At 73.6% G+C, this 26,976-nt stretch carries 13 protein-coding genes and 1 pseudogene; 10 read left to right on the top strand and 4 right to left on the bottom strand.

What is annotated here, in order from left to right; all coding sequences use genetic code 11:
- Positions 1 to 7 precede the first annotated feature (7 nt).
- The gene (locus ACIPXB_RS18625; RefSeq protein WP_401450941.1) at positions 8 to 1,738 is read left to right on the top strand and encodes an FAD-dependent oxidoreductase; all 1,731 of its coding nucleotides are present in this window, start codon (positions 8 to 10) and stop codon (positions 1,736 to 1,738) included.
- A gap of 187 nt (positions 1,739 to 1,925) precedes the next feature.
- Here the strand turns inward: ACIPXB_RS18625 and ACIPXB_RS18620 are convergent, their stop codons facing one another.
- Positions 1,926 to 2,084 (bottom strand): hypothetical protein, encoded by a 159-nt coding sequence (locus tag ACIPXB_RS18620; RefSeq protein WP_401450938.1) that lies wholly within the window; start codon positions 2,082 to 2,084, stop codon positions 1,926 to 1,928.
- A 59-nt stretch (positions 2,085 to 2,143) separates the two neighbouring features.
- Here ACIPXB_RS18620 and ACIPXB_RS18615 point away from each other — a divergent pair, with 59 nt between their 5' ends.
- A complete protein-coding gene (locus ACIPXB_RS18615; RefSeq protein WP_401450935.1) occupies positions 2,144 to 2,380 on the top strand; it encodes a hypothetical protein in 237 nt (78 codons plus the stop codon).
- 36 nt (positions 2,381 to 2,416) lie between these two features.
- On the opposite strand, the pseudogene ACIPXB_RS18610 reads toward ACIPXB_RS18615, so the two are convergent.
- From ACIPXB_RS18610 to ACIPXB_RS18600, 3 genes and pseudogenes are all read right to left on the bottom strand, one after another.
- Positions 2,417 to 3,085: pseudogene (locus ACIPXB_RS18610) on the bottom strand (sensor histidine kinase); the annotation flags it as partial.
- Between the two features lie 95 nt (positions 3,086 to 3,180).
- Positions 3,181 to 4,836, bottom strand: a complete 1,656-nt coding sequence (locus tag ACIPXB_RS18605; protein ID WP_401450932.1) for an ABC transporter permease — start codon at positions 4,834 to 4,836, stop codon at positions 3,181 to 3,183.
- Positions 4,833 to 5,759: an ABC transporter ATP-binding protein gene (locus ACIPXB_RS18600; RefSeq protein WP_401450929.1), complete on the bottom strand. Its 927-nt coding sequence runs from the start codon at positions 5,757 to 5,759 to the stop codon at positions 4,833 to 4,835. Before ACIPXB_RS18600 ends, ACIPXB_RS18605 begins: the two co-directional genes overlap by 4 nt.
- Before the next feature lie 91 nt (positions 5,760 to 5,850).
- On the opposite strand from ACIPXB_RS18600, the gene ACIPXB_RS18595 reads away from it, so the two are divergent.
- The 8 genes from ACIPXB_RS18595 (at position 5,851) to ACIPXB_RS18560 (ending at position 26,974) form a co-directional block, all read left to right on the top strand.
- On the top strand, positions 5,851 to 6,342 hold the full coding sequence (locus ACIPXB_RS18595) for a GbsR/MarR family transcriptional regulator (RefSeq protein ID WP_401450926.1): 492 nt from the start codon (positions 5,851 to 5,853) through the stop codon (positions 6,340 to 6,342).
- 116 nt (positions 6,343 to 6,458) lie between these two features.
- A complete protein-coding gene (locus tag ACIPXB_RS18590; RefSeq protein ID WP_401450923.1) occupies positions 6,459 to 7,649 on the top strand; it encodes a cytochrome P450 in 1,191 nt (396 codons plus the stop codon).
- Positions 7,650 to 7,893: 244 nt separating this feature from the next.
- Positions 7,894 to 10,728: an ATP-binding protein gene (locus tag ACIPXB_RS18585; protein WP_401450920.1), complete on the top strand. Its 2,835-nt coding sequence runs from the start codon at positions 7,894 to 7,896 to the stop codon at positions 10,726 to 10,728.
- 150 nt (positions 10,729 to 10,878) lie between these two features.
- Complete coding sequence (locus ACIPXB_RS18580) at positions 10,879 to 11,382, top strand: hypothetical protein (protein WP_150210957.1); 504 nt, start codon at positions 10,879 to 10,881, stop codon at positions 11,380 to 11,382.
- Between the two features lie 49 nt (positions 11,383 to 11,431).
- Positions 11,432 to 11,947, top strand: a complete 516-nt coding sequence (locus ACIPXB_RS18575) for a hypothetical protein (protein WP_401450916.1) — start codon at positions 11,432 to 11,434, stop codon at positions 11,945 to 11,947.
- Between the two features lie 70 nt (positions 11,948 to 12,017).
- The gene (locus ACIPXB_RS18570; protein WP_401450913.1) at positions 12,018 to 13,448 is read left to right on the top strand and encodes a PfaD family polyunsaturated fatty acid/polyketide biosynthesis protein; all 1,431 of its coding nucleotides are present in this window, start codon (positions 12,018 to 12,020) and stop codon (positions 13,446 to 13,448) included.
- Positions 13,445 to 14,305 (top strand): ACP S-malonyltransferase, encoded by an 861-nt coding sequence (gene fabD, locus ACIPXB_RS18565; RefSeq protein WP_401450910.1) that lies wholly within the window; start codon positions 13,445 to 13,447, stop codon positions 14,303 to 14,305. The genes ACIPXB_RS18570 and fabD overlap by 4 nt, the downstream gene beginning before the upstream one ends.
- A 66-nt stretch (positions 14,306 to 14,371) precedes the next feature.
- The gene (locus tag ACIPXB_RS18560) at positions 14,372 to 26,974 is read left to right on the top strand and encodes an SDR family NAD(P)-dependent oxidoreductase (RefSeq protein WP_401450907.1); all 12,603 of its coding nucleotides are present in this window, start codon (positions 14,372 to 14,374) and stop codon (positions 26,972 to 26,974) included.
- The last annotated feature ends 2 nt before the right edge of the window (positions 26,975 to 26,976 follow it).

Raw genomic sequence — 26,976 nt, 5'->3', positions numbered from 1 at the left:
GCCTTCCATGAAGACCGTCATCGTCGGAGGCGTCGCGGCAGGCGCCTCGACCGGCGCGCGTCTGAGGCGGCTGGACGAGTCGGCCGAGATCGTCCTTCTCGAACGCGGCCGCTTCGTGTCGTTCGCCAACTGCGGCCTGCCGTACCACATCGGCGGAGCCATCCCCGAGCGGGACAGCCTGCTGCTGCAGACCCCCGAGAGTCTCGCCCGAAGCCTCGCGCTCGATGTCCGTACCGCGCATGAGGTTCTGAGTATCGACCGCCGGGCCAAGGAGGTCGAGGTACGCGACCTCGACGCGGACCGCGTCTACCGGGAGTCGTACGACACCCTCGTCCTGTGCCCGGGCGCCGATCCGATCCGCCCACCGATTCCGGGGGCGAACGACCCTCGTGTCGACGTCCTGCGTGACATCGAGGACATGGACCGGATCATCGCCCACCTGGAGAAGGGCGCCTCACGCGCCGTCGTCGTCGGCGGCAGTTACATCGGACTGGAACTAGCCGAGGCGCTGCGGTCCCGAGGGCTGGAGACGACCGTCGTCGAGCGGACGGACCGGCTCATGCCGTGGCTCGACCACGAGATGACCCGGATCCTGCACCACCACGTCAACAGTCACGGTGTGGACGTCCGCCTCTCCACCTCCGCCGATGCCATCCGCAGCGGCGAAAGCAGCACCTTCCACGTCGATCTCTCCGACGGCACCACCCTGGAACCGGACGTCCTCGTCCTGGCTGCCGGCGCCCGCCCCAACGTCGAACTGGCCCGCGCGGCCGGACTGGAGATCGGCCCGCGCGGCGGCATCGTCGTCGACGCGCACATGCGCACATCGGCGCCCGACATCCTCGCGGCCGGCGACGCCGTGGAGACACCTCACTTCGTCACCGGCGAGCCCGTGCTCTCCATGCTCGCCGGCCCTGCCAACCGCCAGGGACGGATCGCCGCCGACACCATCGCCGGACATGACAGCGCCTACCGCGCGACGCAGGGAACGGCCGTCGTCAAGGTCTTCGACATGACGGCCGGCGGCACCGGCCTGACCGAGGCCCACCTGCGCGCGGCCGGCATCCCCTACCGCAAGGTGTACGCCCACCCGAGCGGGCACGCCGCCTACTACCCCGGCACCGCTCCACTGTTCATGAAAGTGCTGTTCGACCCTGCCGAGGGCAAGCTGCTCGGCGCGCAAGTACTCGGCTGGGACGGCGTCGACAAGCGCATCGACGTCCTCGCGGTCGCGCAGCGTGCCGGAATGACCGTCTACGACCTCGAACACCTCGAACTCGCCTACGCCCCGCCCTACGGATCGGCGAAGGACCCGGTCAACATGGTTGGCTTCCTTGCCGCGAACCTCCTGCGCGGCGACATCCACCTCTGGTACCCGGAGGAGTTCCCTGAGTGCGCCGAGCGGGCGCTGATCCTCGACACCCGCACCCAGGCCGAGTACGAGGCGTGGCACATCCCCGGCGCCGTCCTCGTCCCGTACACCGAGCTGCGCGAGCGGCTGTCCGAGGTGCCCCGCGACCGCCCCGTGTACACGTACTGCCGCTCCGGCTTCCGCAGCTACCTCGCCTACTGCGTCCTGCGTCAGGCCGGCTGGGAGACAGCGTTCCTGTCCGGCGGGACGATGACGTACCACGGCTTCCACAGGACACCACTGGCGACCGGCGTGGCCGGCATGCCGGTCGTGACCCACGCCGAAGACGAACTCGCCCAGCTCCCCGGCGCCCTCACAGCCGTCTGACCGCAGAAGCAGAGGCAGAGGCCTACCAGCCTTTGGAGGATTACGGGTCGACACGGCTCTCCACGCGTCGGCCCGAGACACGTGAGGCCCGATCGGGGACGCCGTCACCGCTTACCAGACACACCCGTTCAAGGCACGTCAGCCGAGAGGCGCGACCAACGGTGTTGAGGTAGCTCCGGGAGCGATCTCATCCGGCGGTATGCGGAAACCGAGGTATGTGGACACGCCCGCCGGACATGACCAGAGCTACGCGGCGCAGATTCTGAAGGTCTTCGACAGGATTGCCGTGGACGACCAGTAGGTCCGCACGGTAGCCGGGACGGAGGCGGCTGGTTGAGGCGGCCAAGCCCAGGGCGTGGGCGGCTTCGGTGGTGGCCAGGTCGATGACGTTCGCAGAGCGACCCGTTGGACCTTCGCGTCCCGCAGGGCCGAGAGGAGGGCCAGCTCATCGTCGACCGCCAGGGTGACCTGGTCGTCGAAGAAGTATGCCGGCGGGACGCCGAAGAAGTTGGCCAGCCCTTCAGCCTGCCGCAGCGGCTCTCCCGCGACCTCACCGAGTCGATGGGCGGCACCGTCCGGACCACAGTCACAGCGAGTGCTTTCGCCGTGGACCTCACCCTTCCCGCGGCCAGACGCCACTGAGCCGCCTTGCATGGGTCTCGCCGCATGCCGCGGCGGTCAGGCCGCGGGCAGCGAGACGACCATCGTCAGGCCGCCTCCGGGGGGTTTCCTCGGAGGTCAGGGTGCCGCCCATGGCCTCGGTGAGGCCCTTGGCGAGGGCCAGTCCGAGGCCGAGGCCTGCCGAGTTGTCGTGGTCGCCCAGGCACTGGAAGGGTTCGAAGACGCGTTCGCGGTCGCCTGGCTGGATGCCGGGCCCGCGGTCGGTGATGCGCAGCTCCACGCGCCCTGCGAGCGCGCCGGCGGTCACGAGCACCGGGTGCTCCGGCGGTGAGTGACGTACGGCGTTGCCGACGAGGTTGGCCGGCACCCTTTCGAGGAGTGGCGGATCGGCCCGCACGGCAGGCATCGACTCCGGTGCGCGTACGTCGGCCACGGTGGGGGAGGGCGGGCTGGCCGCCAGGGAGTCCAGGGCGGCCGGGAGTACTTCTTCGAACGTGGTGGTCCGCAGGTTCAGGGTGAGGGCGCCCGCCTGGAGCCGGCTGGTCGAGCAGGTTCTCGACCAGCCGGCTCAGCCGCAGCAGGCCCGTCTCGGCCGCGGCGAGCAGTTCCGCCCGGTCCTCCGCAGAGAAGACCTTCGCGTCCGCTGCGCAGTGAGCTCACCGCGGCCAGGGCCCCGGCCAGCGGGGTGCGCAGGTCGTGGCTGACGGCGCGCCGATGAGCCGGCCGTCGATGTGGAGGGGGTGGCCCGTTCACGGGGTGGGTGCCGGCGTACGAGGAGCGGGGCGGCGTCACAGTCCGTACGCCGCCCCGCTCTTGCCGGGCTATTTCGTGTCGAGGTCCCGGCGGCGGAAGCCCTCCAGGCCGAGCCAGACCAGCCCCGCAGCCACGAGGGTGAGGACCGCCATCGGCGTCCAGTCCATCCCGGCGGCGGGCAGTCGCGGCACATGGCCGAACGGGGACAAGTTGTTCACCCATCCGGGGAACTGCAACAGCTGTCCCAGATAGCCGATCGCGAACGCGCTCACCGGTACCACCCATGCGACGGCGGCGGCCCGCGGGAACCAGCCGTGCAGCGCCGCCGTGACGCCCACCGTCACCCACAGGGCCGGGGCATAGGCGAGGGCCGCGCCCACCAGCTTCAGGAAGAGCCCGCCGTCACCGGTCGAGCCGGCGCCGGAGATCCCCAGGCCGATACCGGAGACCAGCAGCAGGAGGGTGCCGCCCGCCATCGCGACCGCGAGGTGGCTCCCCAGCCAGCCGGCCCGGGAGAGGCCGGTGGCGAGGACGGGTTCGGCGCGTCCGGCGGTCTCCTCCGCGCGCGCCCGCAAGGCCGCGATGACCGCGTACACGGCGACGACCACGGCCACGATCGACATGACCATCGCCGCGAAGGACTCCGCGACGGTGGCTCCGCCGAGCCGCTTCAGCGCGTCCTGCACCTGCTCGATGTCCTTGAGCATGTCCTCGGCATCGCCGAGGATCGAGCCGTACATCGTACCGAGCAGGAAGACGCCGGCACCGAACCCGATGAGCAGGCCGCGGTGCAGCCGCAACGCGAAACCGAAGGGCCGCGACAGCGCCTCGGAAGCCGCCGCCGGGCCGGTGCGGGCGGCCCGCAGGCCGGCGCCCACATCCCGGCGGGTGCTCAGGTGGAAGCCCACGGCCGTGCAGGCCCCCGCGAGCGCCAGGGAGAGCAGCAGCGGCCACCACCGGTCGTCGACGAAGACATAGGTGCGCTGGGCCCAGCCGATGGGCGAGAACCAGGAGAGGGCCTGGTTGCCGACGTCGCCGGAGGCCCGCAGGGCGAAGGCGGCGCCGATGGCGGCGAGCGCCATCCCCGACGCCCCTCGGGAATGGGCGGTCATCTGTACGGTGATCGCGGCCACGCCCGCGAACACCAGGCCGACCGAGGCGTGGGCCAGTCCGTACAGCAGGGCCCCGCCGAAGCCGATGCCCTCGATCCCCATGCCGCCGAGGCCGACGGCCAGCAGCAGGGCCAGGCCGAGGTTGGCGACGGCGGCCGTGGCCAGCGCGGCGGCGAGATGGGCGTGCCGGCCCACGACGGCCGAGCGGACCAGCTCCGCGCGGCCCGTCTCCTCCTCGGCCCGGGTGTGCCGGGTGACGATGAGGATGCTCATCAGGGCCACCAGGACGGCGGCGATGCCGAGCATGCGGTGCCCGAGCATGGCACCGAAGGTGTAGTCCTCCAGGTAGTGCCGGGGGCCCGTCATGGCGAGCACGGCGGGGGTGTCCGAGCTGCGCGCGATCGAGGCCCGGTCGGCGGCCGTGGGGTAGAGCGTCTTGACGTTGTTCGCGGTACCCGCCGAGGCGACGAAGAGGGCGAAGACCCAGACGGGGATCCTGATGCGGTCCCGGCGGAGGTTGAAGCGCAGGAGCGTGCCGGCCCCGGCGAACACCCGGCCGCCCTCTGCGGCGCGAGCGCGCGCGGGGGCGGGGGAGGCGGTGGCGGTCGTCACCGGACACCGTCCCCGGTGGCGGCCCGGCCGTTGGCGGCGAGCTGGTCGCCGTAGTGGCGCAGCATCAGCTCCTCCAGCGTCGGCGGGTGGCTGACCAGGCTGCTCAGCCCGAACCGGGAAAGCTGACGGATCGCCGTGTCGAGGTGCGCCCCGTCGACGGCGAAGTGCACCCGGTTGCCCTCGGTGCGCAGGCCGTGGACACCGGGGAGGGACTCCAGGCCGGTGACGGGTGCTGCGGTCTCGGCCTCGATCGTCGTCCGGGTGAGGTGGCGCATCTCGGCCAGTGTGCCGGTCTGTACCACCCGCCCCTGGCGGATGATGCTGACGCGGTCGCAGAGCTTCTCCACCTGCGCCAGGATGTGGCTGGAGAGCAGGATGGTCCGGCCGGCCGCCTTGGCCTGGAGGATGACGTCCTGGAACACCACCTCCATCAGCGGGTCGAGGCCGGCGGTCGGCTCGTCGAGCAGCAGCAGTTCGGCGTCCGAGGCGAGGGCCGCGACGATGGCGACCTTCTGCCGGTTGCCCTTGGAATACGTGCGGCCCTTCTTGGTGGGATCGAGGTCGAAGCGCTCGATCAGCTCGTCCCGGCGCCGCTTGTCGAGGCTGCCGCGCAGCCGGGACAGCAGGTCGATCGCCTCACCTCCCGTGAGGTTGGGCCAGAGCTCCACGTCACCCGGCACATAGGCGAGGCGGCGATGGAGTTCGACGGCCTGGTTCCAGGGGTCCTTGCCGAGCAGTCGGGCGCTTCCGCCGTCCGCACGCAGCAGGCCCAGGAGGACCCGGACGGTGGTGGATTTGCCGGCCCCGTTGGGCCCGAGGAAACCGTGCACCTCGCCCGTCTCCACTGTGAGGTGGAGCCCGTCGAGGGCTTGCACCCGACCGAAGGACTTCCGCAGGTCGGACAACATGATTGCCTTCGTCATGCTGATGAAGTTACTGTGATTTCACAAATCTGTGAAGATAAGGAACCGTTAAAACGGGTCCGGCGCACAACGAGGATCGGGAGGGGCCCAGGTGGGCGATGAGAAGCGGAATACGGAGGCGGTGTCGGAGTTCGTCGAACGGTTCGCCTCGGAGCTGGCCGAGGCGGGCATGCCGCGCATGCCGTCCCGGGTGTTCAGCTGCCTGATGGCGCACGACAGCGGCGTTCTGACGTCGGCTCAGCTCTCCGAACGGCTCCAGGTGAGCCCGGCCGCCGTGTCGGGAGCCGTCGGGTACCTGGTCCGGGTCGGCCTCGTGAGCCGGGAGCGGGAGCCCGGTTCGCGCCGCGACCGCTACAGGGTGCGCGACAACGCCTGGTTCGAGTCGATGGCGCAGCGGGACGAGACGATGCTCCGCTGGATCCGGGTCCTGAAGGAGGGTGTCGACGCGGTCGGCGGTGACAGTGCGGCCGGCCGCCGGCTGTCCGAGAGCAGCGAGTTCTTCGCCTTCATGATGGCGGAGCTGAGCGGCGTCCTGGACCGCTGGCGCGCTCGCCAGGGGATCGGTCCCACCACAACCCCGTAGCCCCCGGCGCCCTGCTGGGGTCGGAACTGGGGAAGGCCCGGGTGCGGGCGGGCACCCGCCGCGTCAGGCTGCGTCTGGCCGCACCGGCCGAACCGCCGGGCGAGAAAGGTGATGAGGTGTCCGAGCTCGACGTGAGTGCGATCCCCGCGCAGCCGAACGTGAACGACCCCGCCGTCTATGACTGGTACCGCATGATGCGGGACGAACACCCCGTGCACCGCGACCCGGTGACGGGCTGGTGGGTGGTCTACCGGTACGCCGACGCCCGGCACGTGCTGACCCACCCCGAGACCTTCTCCTCGGAGATGCACCGGATGGGCTTCCCCGAGACGGGCCTGGAGAGCCTCCCCCAGATGGACCCGCCGCGGCACACCCGCGTACGGGGGATCCTCAGCACGGCCTTCACCCCGCACTCGATCTCCGAGTACGAGGAGCTGATCGTCCGCACGACGAATGAGATCATCGACGGCTTCATCGGCAAGGACCGCATCGACCTGGTGGCCGACCTGGCCTACACCGTGCCGATCGCGGTCATCCTGGAGATCCTCGGTCTCCCGGCCGAGGACCGGCACCTCTTCTACGACTGGGCGCGCAAGGTCATGGGCGTGACACCGGAGGAGATGGCCCGGCCGGACTTCGCGGAGGCAATGGGCCGGCTGCAGCAGGAGGCGATCACCTATCTGCGGGAGAAGGTGCGCGCGCGCCGCAACAAGCCGGGGGACGACATGCTCACCCGGCTCGCGAACGCCGAGCTCGACGGCGACCGGCTCACGGAGGACGAGACGGTCAACTTCGCCAACGTCATGTTCGCCGGCGGTCACATCAGCACGACCATGACCATCGCCAACGCCGTAGACCTTTTCGACCTGAACCCGGCGGCCCAGGCCGAGGTCCGCGCCCACCCCGAACTGCTCGGACAGGCCATGGAGGAGGTCCTGCGCCACCGCCCGCCCATCACGACCGGGCTGCGCGCCTCGACCCGGGACGTCGAGCTGGCCGGGGTGATGATTCCGGCCAATCAGCACGTGGCAGCCAGCTTCTGCTCGGCGAACCGGGACGAGCGCCAGTTCCCCGACCCGGAGGCGTTCGACGTCCACCGCCGCAGTGAGGGCCGGCACTTCGGCTTCGGTTTCGGCACGCACCACTGCATCGGCAACGCCCTCGGCCGCCTGGAGTCCCGGCTCGTGCTGAAGGTGCTGTTCGAGCGCTTCCAGGAGATCCGGGTCGACCGCGATGCCGTCGGGTGGGCACTGCCTCCGCAGATGGTCGGCTTCGACAGCCTGCCCGTGACCCTGCGCGCCGCCTGACACGCACTCGGCATTCCGCCGACACAGCCGCCCGCACCGGCCGTCGCCGGTGCGGGCTGTCGTGTGGGCCGAGCCCCCGAGGTGGCCGGAAATCGCTACTGCGATTCCTTGACGGCTCCTGAACGGACCTGGCGAGTCCGGCCGATGTACGGTCTCACCGATCGAGGAGAGCACCCCTGCGACACACATCAGGCCAACCGTGTAGTGGACGGACAGTCACTCTTCTCCGAAAGGTGTGAAGCGGATGCGGCGCGAGGGCGCGGTCCTTCTGGAACGAGTCCACGAAAGAGAACTCCTGGAAGCCGCGGTGCGGCGCGCGCACAGAGGCAACGGCGGAATGGTCGTACTGGAGGGAGCCGCGGGGCTGGGGAAGACCAGCCTGCTCCGAGGTGCCCGGGAGGACGCCGCCGACCTCGGTTTCGGCATCCTGCACGCCCGCGGCTGCGAGCTGGAGCGGGACTTCCCCTGGACGGTGGTGCGCCAGCTCTTCGAGTGCTTCCTCGACGGCGGGCACCACGGCGAGGGCCGGAACCCGATGGCCGGCCCCGCAGCCCTGGCCGGCGGCATCTTCGACTATGGCCAGGCGGGGACCCGCACCGGCCCGGCGGTGGAAGAGCAGCTCTACGCGGCGCTCCACGGCCTGTACTGGCTCTGCCGCAACCTCGCCGAACGGCAGCCCCTGCTGCTGGTCATCGACGACGCCCAGTGGGCGGACGCGGCATCACTGCGTTTCGTCAGCTACCTCGCCAACAGGCTCGACGACGCCCCGATCCTCGTCGTTCTCACGACGTCACCGGCCGAGGAGGCCGCCCACCGTGACCTGCTGCGGACCGCCTGCGCCGCGCCGCTGGCCGAGCTGGTCACGCTCAGCGAACTGACCCCGGACGCGGTCCGGCAGCTCACCGCCGAGACCCTCGGCGACACCCCTGACGAGTCCTTCGCAGAGGCGTGCCACACTCTGACCGGGGGCAACCCGCAGCACCTCCTCGAACTGCTGAGGGAGGCGGAGCGCGCCGGAATAGCCCCGGTCGCATCTGACGTCCCGCGGATCCACCGCCTGGCTCCGGGCCGGGCCGCCCAGGGCGTGCGACGGAGGCTCGACCGGCTGCCGGACCGGGCGATCGCCCTTGCCCGGGCCGTCGCCGTACTGCGCGGGCAGGCCGAGCCCCAGCACTGCGCCCGGGTGGCCGGACTGGACGAGGCCGGGGCCTCGGAAGCGGCGGGCGTCCTCAGGGACGCGGGCCTGCTGGCTTCCGGCACCCCCTACGCGTTCAACAGACCGGTGATCAGGCAAGTGGTGTACGAGGGGATGCCGGCCCGGCTTCGCAATGCCGCCCACCGGGCCGCGGCGGAGTGTCTCAGCACGGACCCGGCCACCGTCGTCCCCGCAGCCGAGCATCTGTGCCGGACCGATCCGGGCCCGGACCGCTGGGCCGCCGACGTACTGCGGGCCGCGTCCAGCCGGCTGGTCGGTCAGGGCGACCCGCGGTCCGCCGCCCGCTACCTTCGCCGGGCCATGGGGGAACTGAGCGCCCACGAGACGGACGCCTCGTTCTGGGCGGAACTCGGTGCGGCCGAACTACGCGCCCACGAGCCCACGGCGGTCGAGTGTCTGACCGAGGCTCTGCACCGGAGGCCGAGACCGGACCTGGAACGCGCCATACGCCTCGACCTCGCCCAGGCCCTCGCCGCCGCCGGCCGCCCCGATGAGGCCGCCGAGACGCTCTCCGGTCACACTTCGGCAGGCGGGAGCCAGCTCTGGGCCTTGGGGGCCGTGCTGCACCGGCTGTTCGCCACCACGCAGGCTCCGTGCCCCTCCGGTCCTCACGTCGAAGACAGAGCGACCCTGTGTGCCCACGCCGCCGCGGAGGCCCTGTCCCGGGGCCGGCCGCTGCACCGCGTGGCCCGGCTGTCGGCCGCGGCGGTCGCGGGCGGTGCCCGGCTCGGCCCGCACGACGTGGAACTGCCCCCCGCCTCCATCGCGGCCTGGGTGCTCGCCCAGAGCGGTGATCCGATCAGTGCGGAACGCGTCCTGAGCGAGGTCATCGCCGCGGCCTCGCGGGCCGGGCACCTGCTGGCCTCGGCCACCGCGGAAAGCCTGCGGGCCATGGTGCTGCTCGACACCGGACGGATCACCGAGGCCGCGGACGCCGCTCGATCGCTGCTCGGCCGCACCGGCGCGAAGGACCTGGAGACGGTCCACGTACCGCTCGCCACGGCCGTGCTCGTCCACTGCATGATCGAGCAGGACCGTGCGGGGGAGGCCGCGGACCTGCTCGCCCGCCAGGGCCTGGCCGACGGCCTGCACGATGGGGCCGTGTACCTGCCGGTGCGTGTGGCCCGTGGCAGGCTGTTCGCCGCGCTGGGGCGTACGAGGGAGGCGGTCCGTGAATTCCTCGACTGCCGGCGCCTCGCTCAGAAGGGCCCGTGGCGCCATTCCTGTGCCACGGGCGGCTGGTTCGTCGACGGCGTACGGGCGCTCGCCCTGGGAGTCGGCGAGTCCGCCGCCCGCACGCTCGCCTTCGACGAGGTGAAACGGGCGAGTTCCCTCGGCGCGGCCCAGCCGCTGGCCGCCGCCCTCTGCGCGTACGGAGAGATCGTCGGAGGGGACAAGGGCATCCGGCGCATGGAGCAGGCCGATCACCTGCTGGCGGAGCTGCCGCTGCCCCTGGACCGGGCCCGTGTCCTGCTCGCCCTCGGGGGCGCGCTGCGCCGCGGCGGTGACCGCTCCGGCGCCCGGCAACGGCTCACCGCGGCGGCCGAACTGGCCCGCGGCTGCGGAGCGGAGTCCCTGGAGAACGCGGCGCACGCCGAACTGCGACTGACCGGGGCCCGGCCCGCTCCCGCCACGTCCAAAGACGCGGCCGCGCTGACGCCCGCGGAGCAGCGCGTCGCCGACAAGGCGTCCGAGGGCCTGACCAACAAGGAGATCGCGCAGGCCCTGTTCATCACGGTGAAGACCGTCGAATGGCACCTCGGACAGGCCTACAGCAAGCTGGGCATCCGCAAACGCTCCGAACTGGCCCGTGCGCTGACCCCGGTGGACGCGGTGCCGGCCCCACTGCGGCACAGCGCCTGAGCACCGGCCCCGGGGGAGCTGGGGTCCCTGCTGGGGGTTCTCCTGGGGCGCCGCAGCGCCCCGTTCGACAGGCTGACCGTCGTCCGCCGCGGTGACACCGGATCCGGCCACCGCGGCCCGGCCCCTGTCGCAACCGAAAGGCGGGAACCCGTGAGCAGCGCACCCAGTGAGAAGCGGTACGACACGCTGACCCCGGCGGAGAGGTCCTTCGTCGACGAGGTCGCCCGGCACTACCACGAGGCCCACGGGGTCACCTGGGAGAAGGGCCGCGTCATGGCCTGGATGATCATCAGCGACCCCGCCGAGCAGACCATGGCGCAGATCTGCGCGGCCGTGGACGCCGCGCCCGAGAGCATCGAGCAGCTCCTCGAACAGCTCACCCTGGCCGGGCTGTACACCCGGACCGGCGGGGACGGCGAGGAGCCCCGCTACCGCCTGGTCGACAACGGCTACCCGAAGGCGGTCTCCGACACCTTCGCCAGCTGGCCCGAGTACCACCGGATCTTCCAGTACGGCCTGGAGGTGCTGGCCGACGCCACCCCGGAGCGCCGTCGGCGCATCGCCGAGATCGAGGAGCTCTTCCGGCACATCGTCGGCGACCTCGCCGACATGTCCGCGCGCTGGGAGCGCCACCTCCAGAGCACCTCCGCCTGACCGGCCGCCCGGCCGGCCACCGCCCGACGACGCGAAGAGAGAGGGCCCCATGGCCGCTGACACCGTAACCGTGAAGCTCACCGAGGGCGAGAAGTCCTTCGTGGAGAAGGTCGCCCAGTACTACTACGAGAACGACGGCATGCCGCACGACCGCGGCCGCGTCGTCGGCTGGATGATGATCTGCGATCCGGCCGCCCAGACGGCGGGCCGGATCGCCGAGGTCCTCGGCGTGCCGCGTGCCGCGATCGACCGCATCGTCGACCAGCTCACGCCCGAGAACGACCCCGTCAGCGTGTTCGAGCGCACCGGCTCGCTGACCGAGGACTACACCATCCGGCTGCGGGAGAACAGCTGGGCGCCGAAGGTCAGGGGCATCTTCTCCGAGTTCCCCGACTTCCACCGGGTCGCACGCGCCGGACTGGACGGCCTCCGGGCCGAGGGCGCCGCCGAGGAGCGCCTGCTGCGGCTGTCGAACATGGAGCGCTTCCTCGCCTTCGTCAGCGCGGAGATGCCCGCGATCCTCGAACGCCACGAGAAGCAGAAGTCGGCCGGACAGGCCGGCTGAACCGGCCGCGGGCCCCCGCCCGCCGGTCTCCCCTCAGGCACGCAGCGCACAGAACAGGAAGGACGAGGACGTGGCGGTCGTGCATGCCGAGCAGGCCCTCGCGGCCGTGGCGGCCGTGGCCCCCGAGAACCTGGGCAGCGCCCGGTTCCGGGCCGATCACGGCGTCCGGTACGCGTACGTCGCGGGGTCCATGTACAAGGCGGTCGCCTCGGAGGACATGGTCGTCCGCATGGGCCGGGCGGGGCTCCTCTCGTACTTCGGCACGGGCGGGCTGCGGCCCGACCGGGTGATCGCCGCCGTCCGCCGGTTCGAACGGGAGCTGGGCGAAGGCCCGTACGGCTTCAACCTGCTGGCCGGCGGCGACAACCCCCGCAAGGAGGAGGAACAGGTCGGGATCTTCCTGCGGCACGGGGTGCGGCGGGTCGAGGCGGCCTCGTTCGTCCGGCCCACGCCGGCCGTCGTCCGCTACCGGCTGACCGGCGTGCGCCCGGCCCGGGACGGGGCGGTCCACGTCCCGAACCGGGTGATGGCCAAGGTGTCCCGCCCCGAGGTGGCCCGTTCCTTCCTGGAGCCCGCCCCGCCCGCCATGGTCGGCGACCTGCTGGCGCGGGGGCTGCTCACCGCAGAGGAGGCGGACCTGGCCGCGCGGGTCCCGATGGCCGACGACCTGGTCGCCGAAGCCGACTCCGGCGGGCACACCGACCAGCGGCCCCTGGTCATCCTGCTGCCGGACACCGTCCGCCAACGCGACATGGCGGCCCGGGAGTTCCCGGCCGCCGCGGGCGTACGGGTCGGGGCGGCCGGCGGCCTCGGCACGCCCCACGCGGTGGCCGCCGCCTTCGTCATGGGCGCGGACTTCGTCCTGACCGGCAGCATCAACCAGTGCACGGCCCAATGCGGCACCAGCGAAGCGGTCAAGGACATGCTCCAGCAGGCCGACGTCCACGACATGGCGCTCGTGCCGGCCGGCGACATGCTGGAGACCGGGGCCCGGGCGCAGGTGCTGCGCCGCGGCCTGTTCTACCCGGTCCGTGCCAACCGGCTGTACGAGCTCTACCGCCGGCACGGCTCGCTCGAGGAGCTCGACCCGGCCACGGCCGAACAGCTCCAGCGCCGCTACTTCCGGCGCAGCTTCGACGAGGTCTGGGAGGAGACCCGCGCCTACTACCGGCAGGCCGACCCGGACACCCTGGCCCGCGCGGAACGCGACCCCAAGCACCGGATGCTGCTGGTCTTCAAGGCGTACTTCGTCCAGTCCATCCGGCTCGCCATGAGCGGCTCCTCCGAACACCAGGTGGACTACCAGATCAACTGCGGGCCGGCCATGGGCGCGCTCAACGCACTGCTGCGCGGGACCGAGCGGGAGGACTGGCGCAACCGGCACGTGGACGAACTGGCCGACCTGCTGATGGCCGGCGCCGCACAGCTGCTGTCCGAGCGCATGCGGGCCATGGCAGGCCCCGACCCCGTCCCCGCTGCCCCGTACCGGAGGCTTCCGTGACCACCATCCACCTCTTCGCCGGCCAGGGCTCCCAGCGCGTCGGGATGGGCCGGCAGCTGCTGGCGGCCTACCCCAATCTCGTCCGGCAGGCCGACGAGGTGCTCGGCTACTCCGTGGCGGAGCTGTGCCTGGACGGCCCGGCCGAACGCCTCGCCGACACCCGCTTCACCCAGCCCGCCGTCTACGTCGTCGACGCGCTGTCGTACGTGGACACGGTCCGCATCACGGGCGTGATCCCGGACCTGGTCGCCGGGCACAGCCTCGGCGAGTACGCGGCCCTGTTCGCCGCCGGCGCCTACGACTTCCGCACCGGACTGGAGATCGTGGCACGGCGGGCCGCCCTGATGGCCGACGCGGGACCGGGCGCGATGGCCGCGGTCATCGGCCTCGACGAGATGCGCGTGCGCGACCTGCTGCGGGACGCCGGCCATGACGTCGACGTCGCCAACCTCAATGCCCCGGACCAGATCGTCGTCTCCGGACCCGTCGAAGCCGTCGCGTCCGTGACCCCGCTGCTGTCCGCGCACGCCGACACGGTGGTGCGGCTGCCGGTCAGCGGAGCCTTCCACTCCCGCCAGATGGCCTCGGCGGCCCGGGAGTTCGACCGGTTCCTGCGCGGCTACGTGTTCGCCCGGCTGAAGATCCCCGTCATCGCCAACACCACCGCGCGCCCGTACGACGGGGACACCGCGAGCACCCTGGTGCGCCAGCTCACCCAGCCGGTCCGCTGGTCGGAGACCGTCGGCCACTGCCTCGACCAGCCCGACCCCCAGCTGCACGAGATCGGCCCCGGCACCGTGCTCACCGGGCTCACCCGGCGCATCCGGGCCGCCCGCAGCGCTGCCGTCGCGCTCTAGCCTCTCTCCCTCAGGCCGTCCGCTCGGGGGAGCGCACCCTCCACCCTGGAAAGGAAAGCAGCGGCCATGGAGCCCCTGACCCTCACCGGCCCGTTCAGCGTCACCCGTGCGGAGATCGAGACGTTCGCCCAGGCCAGCGGGGACCGCAGTCCGCTGCACGTGGACGAGGCGTACGCGAGCCGCACGCCGTTCGGTGAGCCGGTGGCCCACGGGGCGCTGTGCGCCCTGAAGGCGCTGGCCGCCGGCCCGGCCCGGCCCGGTCTGCGGCTCGCGGGCCTCACGGTCCGGTTCCCCGGGCCGGTCCTGCCCGGCCGGCAGTACGTCTGCACCGTCACGGAGACGGGCCCTTCCAAGGTCGGCTATCAGGTGCTGGACGGCGGGAAGACCCTGCTGGACGCCGAGGCGGTGTACGAGCGCGGAGAGCCGGGCCCGGTGTCCCGGCGGACCGCGCGCCCCCGGCCCACGGCCACCGCCGCCGAAGCGCCCCTGGAGCAGCTCGTGCCCGGCACTCGGATCGGCGAGGCCTGGCGTCCCGACCGGTCGGCCCTGCGCGAGCTGTCGGCGGCGCTCGGACTGGCCGAGTTCGGCGTCGGCGCCGAGCACGCCGCCGTGCTCGCCTGGGCCAGCCAGCTCGCCGGGATGGAGGCACCGGGCCGGTCCGCCCTCGTCAGCGGCATGGAGCTGGCCTTCGAGGAAGCCGGCACCGGGCGGGCCTTCACGGCCCGCGGTGAGATCACCGAGGTCGATGCCCGGTTCCGTACCGTACGGCTGACCGGCGAGGTCTCGACGGGGCGGCTGCGCGCCCGGGTCGAAGTCCGGGCCTTCGCCCGGCGGGAGGCCGCCGCCCCCTCGGCGGAGCGGATCCGCGAACTGCTCGCCGTGGCGCTGCCCACGCCCGTCACGGACGGGCTGAAGGGGCGGACGGCCTTCGTCACCGGGGGCAGCCGCGGCCTCGGCGCCGCCCTCGTCCAGGCGCTCGCGGTCGCAGGAGCCACGGTCCACCTGGCGTACCGGCACAGCCGTACCGAGGCCGAGGCGCTGGTCGCGGGCCTGGGGGCGGACGGACTGCGGGTCCGCCTCCACCAGGGCGACGTGGGCGACGCGCAGTGGTGCGCCGAGGTACGGGAACGAATCCTCGCCCAGGACGGGCCGGCGGACCTCGTCGTCCTCAACGCCGGCCCGGCCGCACAGGGCCTCGACCTGCACACCGCGACCGTCGGCAGGGCCGGCGAGCACGTACGGCGCGCCCTGCAACTGGCACAGGCCCCGCTGGCGGCCTTCGCGGAGGACCTCGCCGCCACGCACGGGCAACTGCTCGCGGTCTCTTCCGCGTACGTGAGCGCCCCGCGGCCCGGCTTCGCACACTACGCCGCGGCCAAGAGCGCGGTCGAGGGCCTGGTCCGGGCAGCCGCCGCGGAGCGTCCGGGCGTCGGCGTGCTGATCGCCCGGCCGCCCCGCCTCGCGACCGGCTTCGCCGACGCGGTGGCCGCGGCCGAACCGGCCCTGCCGGTGGAGCCGGTGGCGGCGGAGCTGGTGCGGCGTCTTGCTGCCGCGGGCAGCGGTGGCGTGGAGCTGGCGGAGGAGTTCGGGGAGCCTGCGGATGCCCCGGTCCAGCCCCCGGCCGGTCAGGCCGACGTGCGCGCCGGCGGCGAGCCCCTTGCCGGGTCGGCTGCCGAGTCCGGCGGCCGTGCCGAGTCCGGCACCGCATCGGCCGTTCCACGCACCGGGCTCGCCGTCGGCGAGTCCGCGGCGGACGCGGAGTCCGCCGACGCGCAGGGAGGCTCCGGTCAGGCGGCTCCGGGCGCCCGCGGCCTGCTCGCCGTCGCCGCCACCTTCACCACGGACCCGCTCGCCGCCCCCCTCACCACCTGGATGGACCGGCTGGGACTCGGGCTGGAGGTCCGTCTCGCCCCGTACGGGCAGGTCTTCCAGGAACTCCTCGACCCGCAGAGCACGTTCGCCGCCAACCGGCACGGCTGCAACGCGGTCCTGCTGCGGCCGGAGGACTGGCCGGCCGGCGCCGAGGGAGGCCGCACGGCGGACGAGTTCGCCGCTGCGGCCGCCGCCTTCGCGGAGCGTGCCGCCGTGCCCTTGGCGGTCCTCTTCGCCCCGCCGTCGCCCGGTGCCGCGCAGGCCCGGGGCGCAGAGCTGGCCGGCCTCGAAGAGCAGGTGCGCGCAGCCCTCGCCGGTGTCGACGGGGTGCACCTGACCGGCAGCGAGCGGTGGAGCGGCAGCCACCCCGTGCCCGACCACCACGACGCCGCACGCGAGCAGCTCGCGCACATCCCCTACACACCTCTGGCCGGCACGGCGCTCGCGACCACGCTGGCCCGCGAGGTCCACGCCCTCCTCGCCCCGCCGTTCAAGGTGCTCGTCCTCGACTGCGACCACACACTGTGGGGCGGAGTGGTGGGGGAGGACGGCCCGGACGGCATCCGCCTGGACCCTGCGCACCTCCACCTTCAGCAGTGGGCCGTGGATCAGCACGACAAGGGCGTGCTGATCGCCCTGAGCAGCAAGAACTCCGAGGACGACGTCGACGCGGCGTTCCGCAGCCACCCCGCCATGCCGCTGCGCCCCGAGCACATCGCGGCCCGCCGTATCGACTGGAACCCCAAGCCCGGCAACATCGCCGCCCTCGCCGCGGAACTGGGACTCGGCCTCGACAGCCTGGTCTTCCTCGACGACAACCCCGTCGAGGTCGCCGCCGTACGGGCCGCCTGCCCGGGCGTGCTCGCCCTCGCGCTGCCGGCGGACGGCGCGGAGACCACCGGCTTCCTCGACCGGCTGTGGGCCTTCGACCGGCCGGTGGTCACCGACGAGGACCGCAGGCGCACCGCCATGTACCGGGCGTCCCGCGAGCGGGAGCTGCTCCGCGACGGGGCGGGCACCCTCGCCGAGTTCATCGCCGGCCTGGGCCTCCGGGTCGACGTGCACGAGGCCCGCCCGGACCAGCTCGCCCGGGTCGCCCAGCTCACCCAGCGCACCAACCAGTTCAACCTCTCGGGCATCCGCAGGACCGAACAGGAGCTGAAGGCGGTGCTCGCCGACGGCGCCCGCTGCTGGGTGGCCGAGGTCGGCGACCGCTTCGGGGAGTACGGACTCGTCGGCGCCGCCGTGACCCGCGAGTCCGCCGGCTCCCTCACGCTGGAGACCTTCCTGCTCAGCTGCCGGGTGCTGGGGCGCGGTGTCGAGCACGCGTTTCTCGCCGCCCTTGCGGCGGCCGCCTCCGAAGGCAGCTCGGTGCTCTCCGCGACGTACTGCCCGACGCCCCGGAACACACCCGTCCGCGCCTTCCTCGACGAGGTGTTCGGCACGGGGACGGCCGCGCCGGACGGCTCCCTGAGCTGGAAGGTCACGTGCGACGTGGCAGCCAGGACCGCATTCCGGCCCGAGGCCCGGCCCGGAACGGATCCGGTATCCGCCCCCGCGGCCCGGCCGACGGCCCCCACCGCCGATCCGGTCAGGCTCACCGCACTGACCACGATGGCCGCCGCCCTGACCGACGCCGGTGCCCTCCACGACTGGATCACGGCCGCTGACGCCTCCGTGGCCGCACCCGCGAGTGAGCCGACGGGAGTCCCGGCACCGCACGACGGCCGAACCCTGGCGGCGGTCCGCGAGGTGCTGGGGCGGCTGCGGCGGCTGCCCGCCGACAGCCTGGGGGCCACCACCACCCTGGAGTCACTGCGGCTCGAATCCCTGGAGATCGTCGACGCCACCGTGGCCCTCGAAGCCCGGTTCGGCCGCCTGCCGTCCACGCTGTTCTTCGAGCACCGGACCCTCGGGCAGCTCGCGGCGGCGGTGGACGCGGCGACGGGCGCCGTTGCGGACCCGGGGCCCGCAGCACCCGGCGGTGCGGCACAGGCCGGCGACGCCGCAGGCCGGACGGCCGCCGGCCGTGGCGAGGGCGACCGGCGGGCCGTGGACGGTACGGCCGCCGCGAGCACCCCTGTGGCGTCCGACGACATCGCCATCGTCGGCATCGCCGGCCGGTTCCCCGGTGCCCGCGACACCGGCCGGCTGTGGCGGAACCTGATCGCGGGCACGGAGTCCATCGGCGACGCGGCCGTCCGCTGGGGCGGGCGTGCATACGTCGACCCGGCCGGCGGACCCGGCAGGACGTACACCTCGGCCGCCGGACTGATCGACGGCGTCGACGAGTTCGACGCACCCTTCTTCGGCCTCGCCCCCAGCGAAGCCGAGACCATGGACCCGCAGCAGCGCCTCTTCCTCCAGGCCGCCTACCACGCCCTGGAGGACGCCGGCCACACCGCGGCGGACCTCGGCCGGAACATCGGCGTGTACGTGGCCTCGATGGGACCCGACTACGCGGTGCTCAGCGCCGGCGCGGCGCTCGACGGCCGCAGCCGCTACCCGAACACCGATCTCTACCAGATCGCCAACCGGGTCTCGCACTTCTTCGACTTCACCGGGCCGAGCATCGCCGTCGACACCGCGTGCTCCGGTTCGGGCACCGCCCTGCAGCTCGCCTGCGACGCCATCCGCGGCGGCACGGTGACGGCCGCGGTGGCGGGCGGCGTCAACGTCATCCTGCACCCCGCGCGGCGCATCCAGTACGCGCAGCTGGGCATGGTCTCCCGTACCGGCCGCTGCCGTCCGTTCGGCGCGGACGCCGACGGGATGGTGCCGAGCGAAGGGGTCGGCGCGGTCCTGCTGCGGCCCCTGCGGGACGCGCTCGCCGACGGCGACCACATCCACGGAGTGATCAAGGCGATCGCCGCCAACAGTGACGGGCGGACCAACGGATTCACCGTACCCAGCCCGGACGCGCAGGCGGAGCTGATATCCCGCACTCTGCGGCGGGCCGGCATCGATCCGGCGGGCATCGGCTACGTCGAGGCCCACGGCACCGGCACGAAACTCGGCGATCCCATCGAGATCCGCGGTCTGGCCCGCGCCTACGGGCACGGCCTGCGGCCGGGCAGCATCCCGATCGGCAGCCTCAAAGGCAACATCGGGCACACCGAGGCCGCCGCGGCCGTCGCGGGCCTGACCAAGGTGCTGCTCCAGCTTCGGTACCGCACTCTCGTGCCGTCCCTGCACTCCGAACGGCTCAACCCCCACATCGACTTCGCCGCAACCCCCTTCCGGGTGCAGCAGGAGACCGTCACCTGGCCCGCCGGGCCGAACGGCACGCCCCGCCGCGCAGCCCTGAGCTCCTTCGGCGCCGGAGGGGTCAACGTCCACCTGATCGTCGAGGAGGCACCCGACCTGCCCCGGACCGCGACACCCGCCGGGCCGGAGCTGATCGTGCTGTCCGCGCGGGACGAGGAAACGCTGGGAGAGGTCTGCGCCCGGCTGGCCGCCTGGCTGCGTGAGGACCAGCGGCGGCACCCGCTCGCGGACATCGCGTACACGCTGCGCGCCGGGCGCGAACCGCTCGCCTGCCGGGTCGCGTTCACGGCGGACGACCTGGACGCACTGGAAGCAGCGCTCAGCCGGCTCGCCTCCCCTGCCGACGGCATGGAGGCGGAGGCCGCCGCCCTCGGCGCCGCCTTCGGACAGGCGGTGGGGGACCCCGCCCTGGCCGAGATCCTCGACGGGGGTCCCGAGCCGGCCGCGCTGCGGCGGGTCGGGCCGGCCGCACTGGGCCGGCTGTGGTGCCGGGGGGCGGCCGTGGACTGGGCCCGCGTCATACCGGGCGCGGCGCGGCGCCGGGTGCCCCTGCCGGGGTACCCGTTCCGGCGGACCCGGCACTGGCTCGCGGAACCGGACGCGGCGGCGACCGTCACCCCCAGGGGGCTCGCGTACTACGCGCCGCGGTGGCTCCCCGAGCCCCTCGGCCCCGCCGGGCTGCCGGCCGGCGCGGCGGTCGTGGTCGTCGGCGGGACCCCGAACTGGGCGGTGGGAGCGGACGGGACCGCGGACGACCCGCGTGACGTCCGTGTACCGGGAGACGGGAGGGAGCTGGTCGTGGTCGACCGGCGTCGCCTGGATGCCGAGGACACCGACGGAGCGGACACCGGTCCGGCCGCGCTGCACGGAGCCGTCGCCGTGGCCCGGCAGGCCGGCCGGGGCCGCTCCGTCACCTACGTCTGCCTCGGCCGGACGTCGGAGGAGGACCCGGCGAGTGCGGCCGTCTCGGGTCTGGGCAGGGCCCTGGCCCAGGAATCCCCGTACGTCAGGGCCATCCGGACGGAGGTCGCGGCGGATGCCGCGGAGCCCTCGCTCGCCGAGGTCCTGGCCGAGGTCCGCTCGGGCGTGACCGAGACCCGGCGGGCCGGCGGCGAGCGGTGGGTCCGCCGGTGGCGCCGACTGGAATGTGTCCCCACCGCGCCGGTGCTCCGCGCCCGGGGCCACTATCTGATCACCGGAGGCGCGGGCGGAGCCGGCAGGCTCCTCGCCGCCCACCTCGCCGCACGCTGTCAGGCCCGGGTGACCCTGCTCGGCCGCTCACCGGCCCCCGCCGCGCTCGGCCCGCTGCGCGAGGAGGTACGGACGCACGGCGGTGAACTGCTCTACCTCCAGGCGGACATCACCGACCGGGACGCCCTGCAGGAAGCACTCGCCGCCGCCCGTGACCGTCACGGGCCCCTGCGCGGCGTGGTGCACGCGGCGGGCGTGCTGCGCGACGGCACGCTCCACGACACCTCCGACGAGGACATCACGCGGGTCCTCGCGCCCAAGGTCACGGGCTGCCGGCAGCTGGACGCGGCCACCATGTCGGACCCGCTGGACTTCTTCCTGGCGATGTCCTCCTACGTCGGCACGTTCGGAAACGCGGGACAGGCGGGCTACTGCGCGGCCAACCGGTTCCTCGACGCGTTCATGGAGCAGCGCGCCGACCGCGCGGCCCGAGGGCTGCGTCCGGGCCGGTCCGTGTCGGCCGTCTGGCCGTTGTGGGAGGAGGGTGGCATGCGCATGCCCGACGCCACGCGGCGTCTCACCGAGACCACGCTCGGCCTGACCGCCATCGGACGGGACGCCGCCCTGCGTGCGTTCGAGGACGTCCTCGGGCTGGACAGCCCGACCGTACTGATCGGCTGCGGGGACCAGGAACGCATCGCATCCGCGCTCGCCGCGCTCGATCCGGCCGTGACCGCCCCCGCTCCCGGCGACGCCTGGGGCGCCGGGGGCGCGGACGCGGCGGGCGAGCCGGCCAGGCTGCTGGACCGCCTGCGCGAAGAGGCCGCCCGCCTGGTGAAGCTGCCCGCCGCGCAACTCGACGTGACCGCCGAGTTCGGTGACTACGGCTTCAACTCGCTGATCTTCACCGACTTCGCCAACCGGCTCAACGACCTCTTCGGTCTCGCTCTCACACCCGTGGTGTTCTTCTCCCACCCGAGCCTCGTGGCTCTGGCCGAGGAGCTGCGGCGCCGAGGGGTGGCCGTACCCGTATCCGCTCCGGCCGTTCCGCTGCCGGCACGTGCAGTCGCCCGGGAACCCCAGGAGCCCCAGGACTCCACCGGACCGGACCGGGCCGTGCCCGTCGCCGTGATCGGCATGGCAGGACGCTTCCCGGGTGCGGAGGACCTGGACACGTACTGGGAGAACCTCCTGGCCGGCCGCGACCTGGTCACCGAGGCACCCTCGGGCCGCTGGGCGGGCCCCGCGCCCCGCGGCGGCTTCCTCGACGACATCCTTGCCTTCGACGCCGCCTTCTTCGGAATCACCCCCCGTGAGGCGCGGCTGATGGATCCTCAGCAACGCCTCTTCCTCGAAGCGGCCTGGAACGCCCTGGAGGACTCCGGGCACGACCCGCGACGTCTCGGCGGCAGCCGCACCGGCGTGTTCGTCGGAGCCACCCTCGCCGACTACGCCGAACTCCTGAGCCGCGCGGGCGAGGAGGTCGCCGGCCACTCGGTCACCGGCCACGTACCGAGCATCATCGCCAACCGGCTCTCCTACCTGCTCGACCTGCGCGGTCCGAGCGAGGTCGTCGACACCGCCTGCTCCAGCGCGCTCACCGCACTGCACCGCGCGCTCACCGCGCTGGAGAGCGGCGAGTGCGCACTCGCGGTCGCCGGCGGAGTCAACGCCCTCTTCTCGCCGACGTGGTTCGACTCCCTGGAGACGGCCGGGATGCTTTCGGCCACCGGGCGTTGCTGGACGTTCGACGAGCGTGCCGACGGGTTCATCCGCGGCGAGGGCGTCGGGGTCGTCGTCCTCAAACCCCTCGACCTGGCGCTGCGCGACGGGGACCCGGTGCGCGGGGTCATCCGCGGCAGCGCGGTCAACCACGGCGGTCGCGCCCATTCCCTCACCGCCCCGAACCCGCAGGCACAGGCGGAGGTCGTCGCCTCCGCGCTGCGCCGGGCCGGTGTGCACCCGCGATCCGTCTCCTTCGTCGAGTCCCACGGCACCGGCACCCGGCTCGGCGACCCCATCGAAGTGGCGGGCCTGAAGACGGCGTTCAGCCGTGCCGGAGGCGAGCCGTCCGGGCAGCCCTGGTGCGCGCTCGGGGCCGTGAAGACCGGCATCGGGCACCTGGAGTCGGCAGCCGGCCTGGCAGGGCTGGTCAAGGTGCTGCTGGCCATCGGGCACCGGACGCTGCCGCCCAACGCGGCGGGCAGCCGGCCGAATCCGCACCTGGAGCTGGCCGGCAGCCCGTTCCGGGTGCCGCTGGCGGCCGAGCCCTGGCAGCCGGTGGACGACACCGGCGCCCCCGTGCCGCTGGTCGCGGGCGTCAGTGCCTTCGGCTTCGGCGGAGCCAACGCCCATGTCGTGGTGGCCGAGCCTCCGGCGGGGACCGCAGCCCCCCAGGACCCGGCCGACCGGCCTGCGGGCGCGCAGGTGGTGGTCCTGTCCGCCGCCACCCCGCAGGGCTTGCGCCGGTACGCGCGCCGGCTGCACTCCTGGCTCGCGGGAACCGCCTGCCGGCTCGGAGACCTCGCCCACACCTCGCAGGCCGCCCGAACAGCCCTGCCGGAGCGGCTCGCGGCCGTGGCCTCGACCCGCGCCGAGCTGCTCGGCCGGCTGGAAGCCTTCCTCGCCGGGGGCACCCCTCACGGGCTCTACACGTCCGAGGCCCTCCGGGGCTTCCCCCCGGCCGCGGACGGCGGCCCGCGGCACGCCGGCTCGTCCGACGGGGGCGCGCACGCCCTCGCGCGGCGCTGGGCGGCGGGCGAACCCGTCGACTGGCCCTCCGCTCCCGGCCTCCGCCGGGTCCCCTTCCCCGTCCACCCGTTCGACCACACCCGCGCCCACGGTCCCGTGCTCGGAGAGGAAGCCGTGACAGCACCGAAGCACGCGGACCACAGGCCACAGCTGCTGACCCGCGCCTGGGTACCCGCACCCACACCGGCTCCCGCGCCGGAAGCAGACCGGTCCCGGGCCGGGGCCCGGCTCCTCCTCGTCGGGCGCGACGCCGATGCCGGTCTGCTGGAAGAGCTGGCCGGTACGGACGCACGCGACTGGATCGTCCTGCACGAACCCTGGACGCTGCCGGCCCTCGGCGCCCCCGAGTACGAGATCGACTTCGAGGACCACGAGGCGGGCCGACGCGCCGGGCGGCGGATCACCGAACGGCACGGGCGGATCGCCGAGGTGCTCGACCTGACCGACGCCCGGGGCGGTGACCGGCTCGGCCGCGAGGCCGCCCGCGTCGGCCTGCTCCAGGTACTCGCCGGCCAGGGCCGGAGCGGGGACCTGGCCGTGGTCCACCTCCGGGCGGCAGACAGCCTCGCCGGCGCCCGGATGGCCGGCCTGGTCCGGGCCGTGGGCGCCGAGTGCGGCACGGTGCGCTCGGTGGGAATCGAGATCGAGGGCCCCCTGGCCGGTGTGCGGGAACTGCTGCGCACCGCCGTGGCCGAAGCCGCCGCCGCGGGTGCGGAACCCGAGGTGCGCTACCGCGACGGAGCCCGTGAGGTACGCCGCCTCCGGCCGCTCGTGGAGGGCACCGGCACACGGACGGCCGGCGGTCTGCGCATCGACCCCGACCGGGCGTACCTGGTCACCGGCGGCACGGGAGGACTCGGCCTCGCCGCGGCCGACCTGCTGGTACGGCGAGGTGCCCGCCGCATCGCGCTGGCCGGGCGGCGGCCCCTGGAGCGGAGCGGTGCGACGGCCGCGTGGTCGCGGGACCGTCTCGAGGCGGTCCGCCGGCTGGAGGCGGCCGGAGCCGAAGTCATGCTGTTCAGCGGCCCGCTGAGCGACGAGCCGGCCCTGTCCCGGTTCCTCGGTGAGGTACGGGCGCGCTTCGGGGGGATCGCCGGAGTGCTGCACTGCGCGGGATCGGTGGGCGGCACCCCCGCCTTCGTGCAGAAGACCTGCGCGGAGATCTCCGCATGCTGGGAGCCCAAGGGGTCCGCGCTGCTGGCCCTCGACCGGGCCCTGGCCCAGGACGCGCCCGACTTCGTCGTGCTGTACTCCTCCCTCTCGGCCGCCGTACCCGCGCTGGCCGTCGGCCTGACCGACTACGCGGCCGGCAACGCGCTGCTCGACGCCTACGCGGAGCAGCGCGGCCGGACGGACGGCTCGGGTACCCGCTACCTGGCCATCGACTGGGGCAGCTGGACGGGCGCCGGCATGGGCGAGGTCACCGCACCCCGCTACCGCGACGCCGGTCTGGGCGCGCTCACCGTCGACCAGGGACTGGACCTCTTGGACCGGGCGCTGGGCACGGCCGGACACAGCAATCTGGTCGCCGTGTCCGCGCGCCCCGGGGCGGCGGAGGCCCTGCTGCCGGGCACGCAGGCGGACGACGGGGCCGACCTGACGGCCGGCAACCGCACCCGTACCGGAGCGGGAACCGGACCGCGCACCGGAACCACGGGCGAGCCGGTCTCCCCGGCACGCCCCGAACCACCGAGCCCTTCAGTGCCCGAGGCCGGGCCGGAGACGGACGGACCCGCGGCAGGCTCCGCGGTGGTCGGCGCAGGCTCGACGGCCGACCGGCACATGTCACGGCTCACCGGTCACCTCGTCGAGCTCATGGCCGAGGCGACCCTGCTCGACCGCACCACGATCCGGCCTGACGTGCCGTTCGCCGACCTCGGCGTGGACTCCGTGCTCATCGCCGGGCTCGTACCGCGGCTGGAGGAGGTCACCGGCAGCCCGCTGGATCCCTCGGTGATCCTCGAACACCCCACGACTGCCAGGCTGGCCGCGTACCTGATCTCGCGTCACCCCGACGCCATCGGCCGGTGGGCGACCGCCGCCGAGGCGCAGCACGGCGGCACCGCCCCGGCGGAAGACCGTGCAACGCCGGGGAGCGGTCCTGCGGCGGGGTTCCGCGACGGTGCCGTACCGGCCGCAGTGACACCGGCCGCAGTGACACCGGCCGCAGTGACACCGCTCGCGGTGATCGGCATGGCCGGCCGGTTCCCCGGCGCCGCCTCCGCCGCGGAGTTCTGGGAACTGCTGCGTGAGGGACGCTCCGGGGTACGGGAAGTGCCGCGCTCCCGATGGGACGTGGGCAGCCTGTACTCCCCGGAGCCCCGGCCCGGCCGGAGCATCGGCAAATGGGGCGGGTTCCTCGACGGGATCGAGGACTTCGACCCCGGATACTTCGGCATACCGGACGCCGACGCGGCCCACATGGACCCCCTGGTCCGGCTCTTCCTGGAGTGCGCCGAGGAGACCTTCGCCGACGCCGGCCACACCCCGGCCGAACTCGCCGGCCGCCGCATCGGCGTCTACGTCGGATCGGGCACCAGCACCTACGGCTCCCGCATCGGCGTGCCGGGCAGGTCCACCGCCACCGGGCTGAACCAGAACTTCATCGCCGCCCACCTCGCGCACGTTCGGGACCTGCGCGGCCCCAACATGGTGGTCGACTCGGCCTGTTCCTCCTCGCTGACCGCGCTGCACCTGGCCCAGCAGGCCCTGCACGCCGGCGACTGCGAGATGGCGCTGGCCGGCGGCGCGGACCTGATCCTGGACGAGACCCCGTACCTGAAGCTGAGCGCCGCCGGCGCCCTCTCGCCGGACGGGGCCTGCCACGTCTTCGACGCGGCGGCCAACGGTCTCGTGCCCGGCGAAGGCGTCGGCGCGGTCCTGCTCAAGCCGCTGGACCGGGCCCTGGCCGACGGCGACCGCGTCCTGGCGGTGATCGAGGCGACCGCGGTGAACAACGACGGCCGCACGATGGGCCTGACCACGCCGAACCCGGACGCCCAGCGGGCCGTGATCCGCGAGGCCCTGGCCCGGGCGGGGGCGGACGCCGGCACCGTCTCGTACGTCGAGGCCCACGGCACCGGCACGATGATCGGCGACCCGATCGAACTGAAGGCGCTCACCGAGGTCTTCCGCGAGGACACCGCCGAACGCGGATTCTGCGCCGTGGGCAGCGTCAAGTCCAACGTCGGGCACCTCCTGATGGCCGCCGGAATGGCCAGCCTGCAGAAGGTCGTGCTCTCGCTGGTGCACCGGGCCCTGCCCCCGACCCTGCACTGCACCCGTCCCAACCCCCGGTTCGCCTTCGAGGCCTCGCCCTTCCTGCCCAACACGGAGCTGCGGGAGTGGCCCGCCCGCCAGGGCGTACGGCGCGCCGGGATCAGCGCCTTCGGGTTCGGAGGCACCAACTGCCACGTGGTCGTACGCGGGCTGACCGACAGCGAGCGGCAGCTCGCGCAGCCTCGGCGGGTGCCGCTGCCGCCGCCGGTGTTCCACCGCACCCGTCACTGGGTGGACCGGCAGCCCCCGGAACACCGGGCCACCACCCTGCGTCCCCGTCCCCTGTTCGAGCTGGAGGAACTGAGCTAGCC

The organism is Streptomyces sp. NPDC090022 (assembly GCF_044748145.1).
GTDB lineage: Bacteria > Actinomycetota > Actinomycetes > Streptomycetales > Streptomycetaceae > Streptomyces.
Note: the sequence above shows the minus strand (reverse complement) of the source record. Positions and strands in the feature narration are given on the sequence as shown.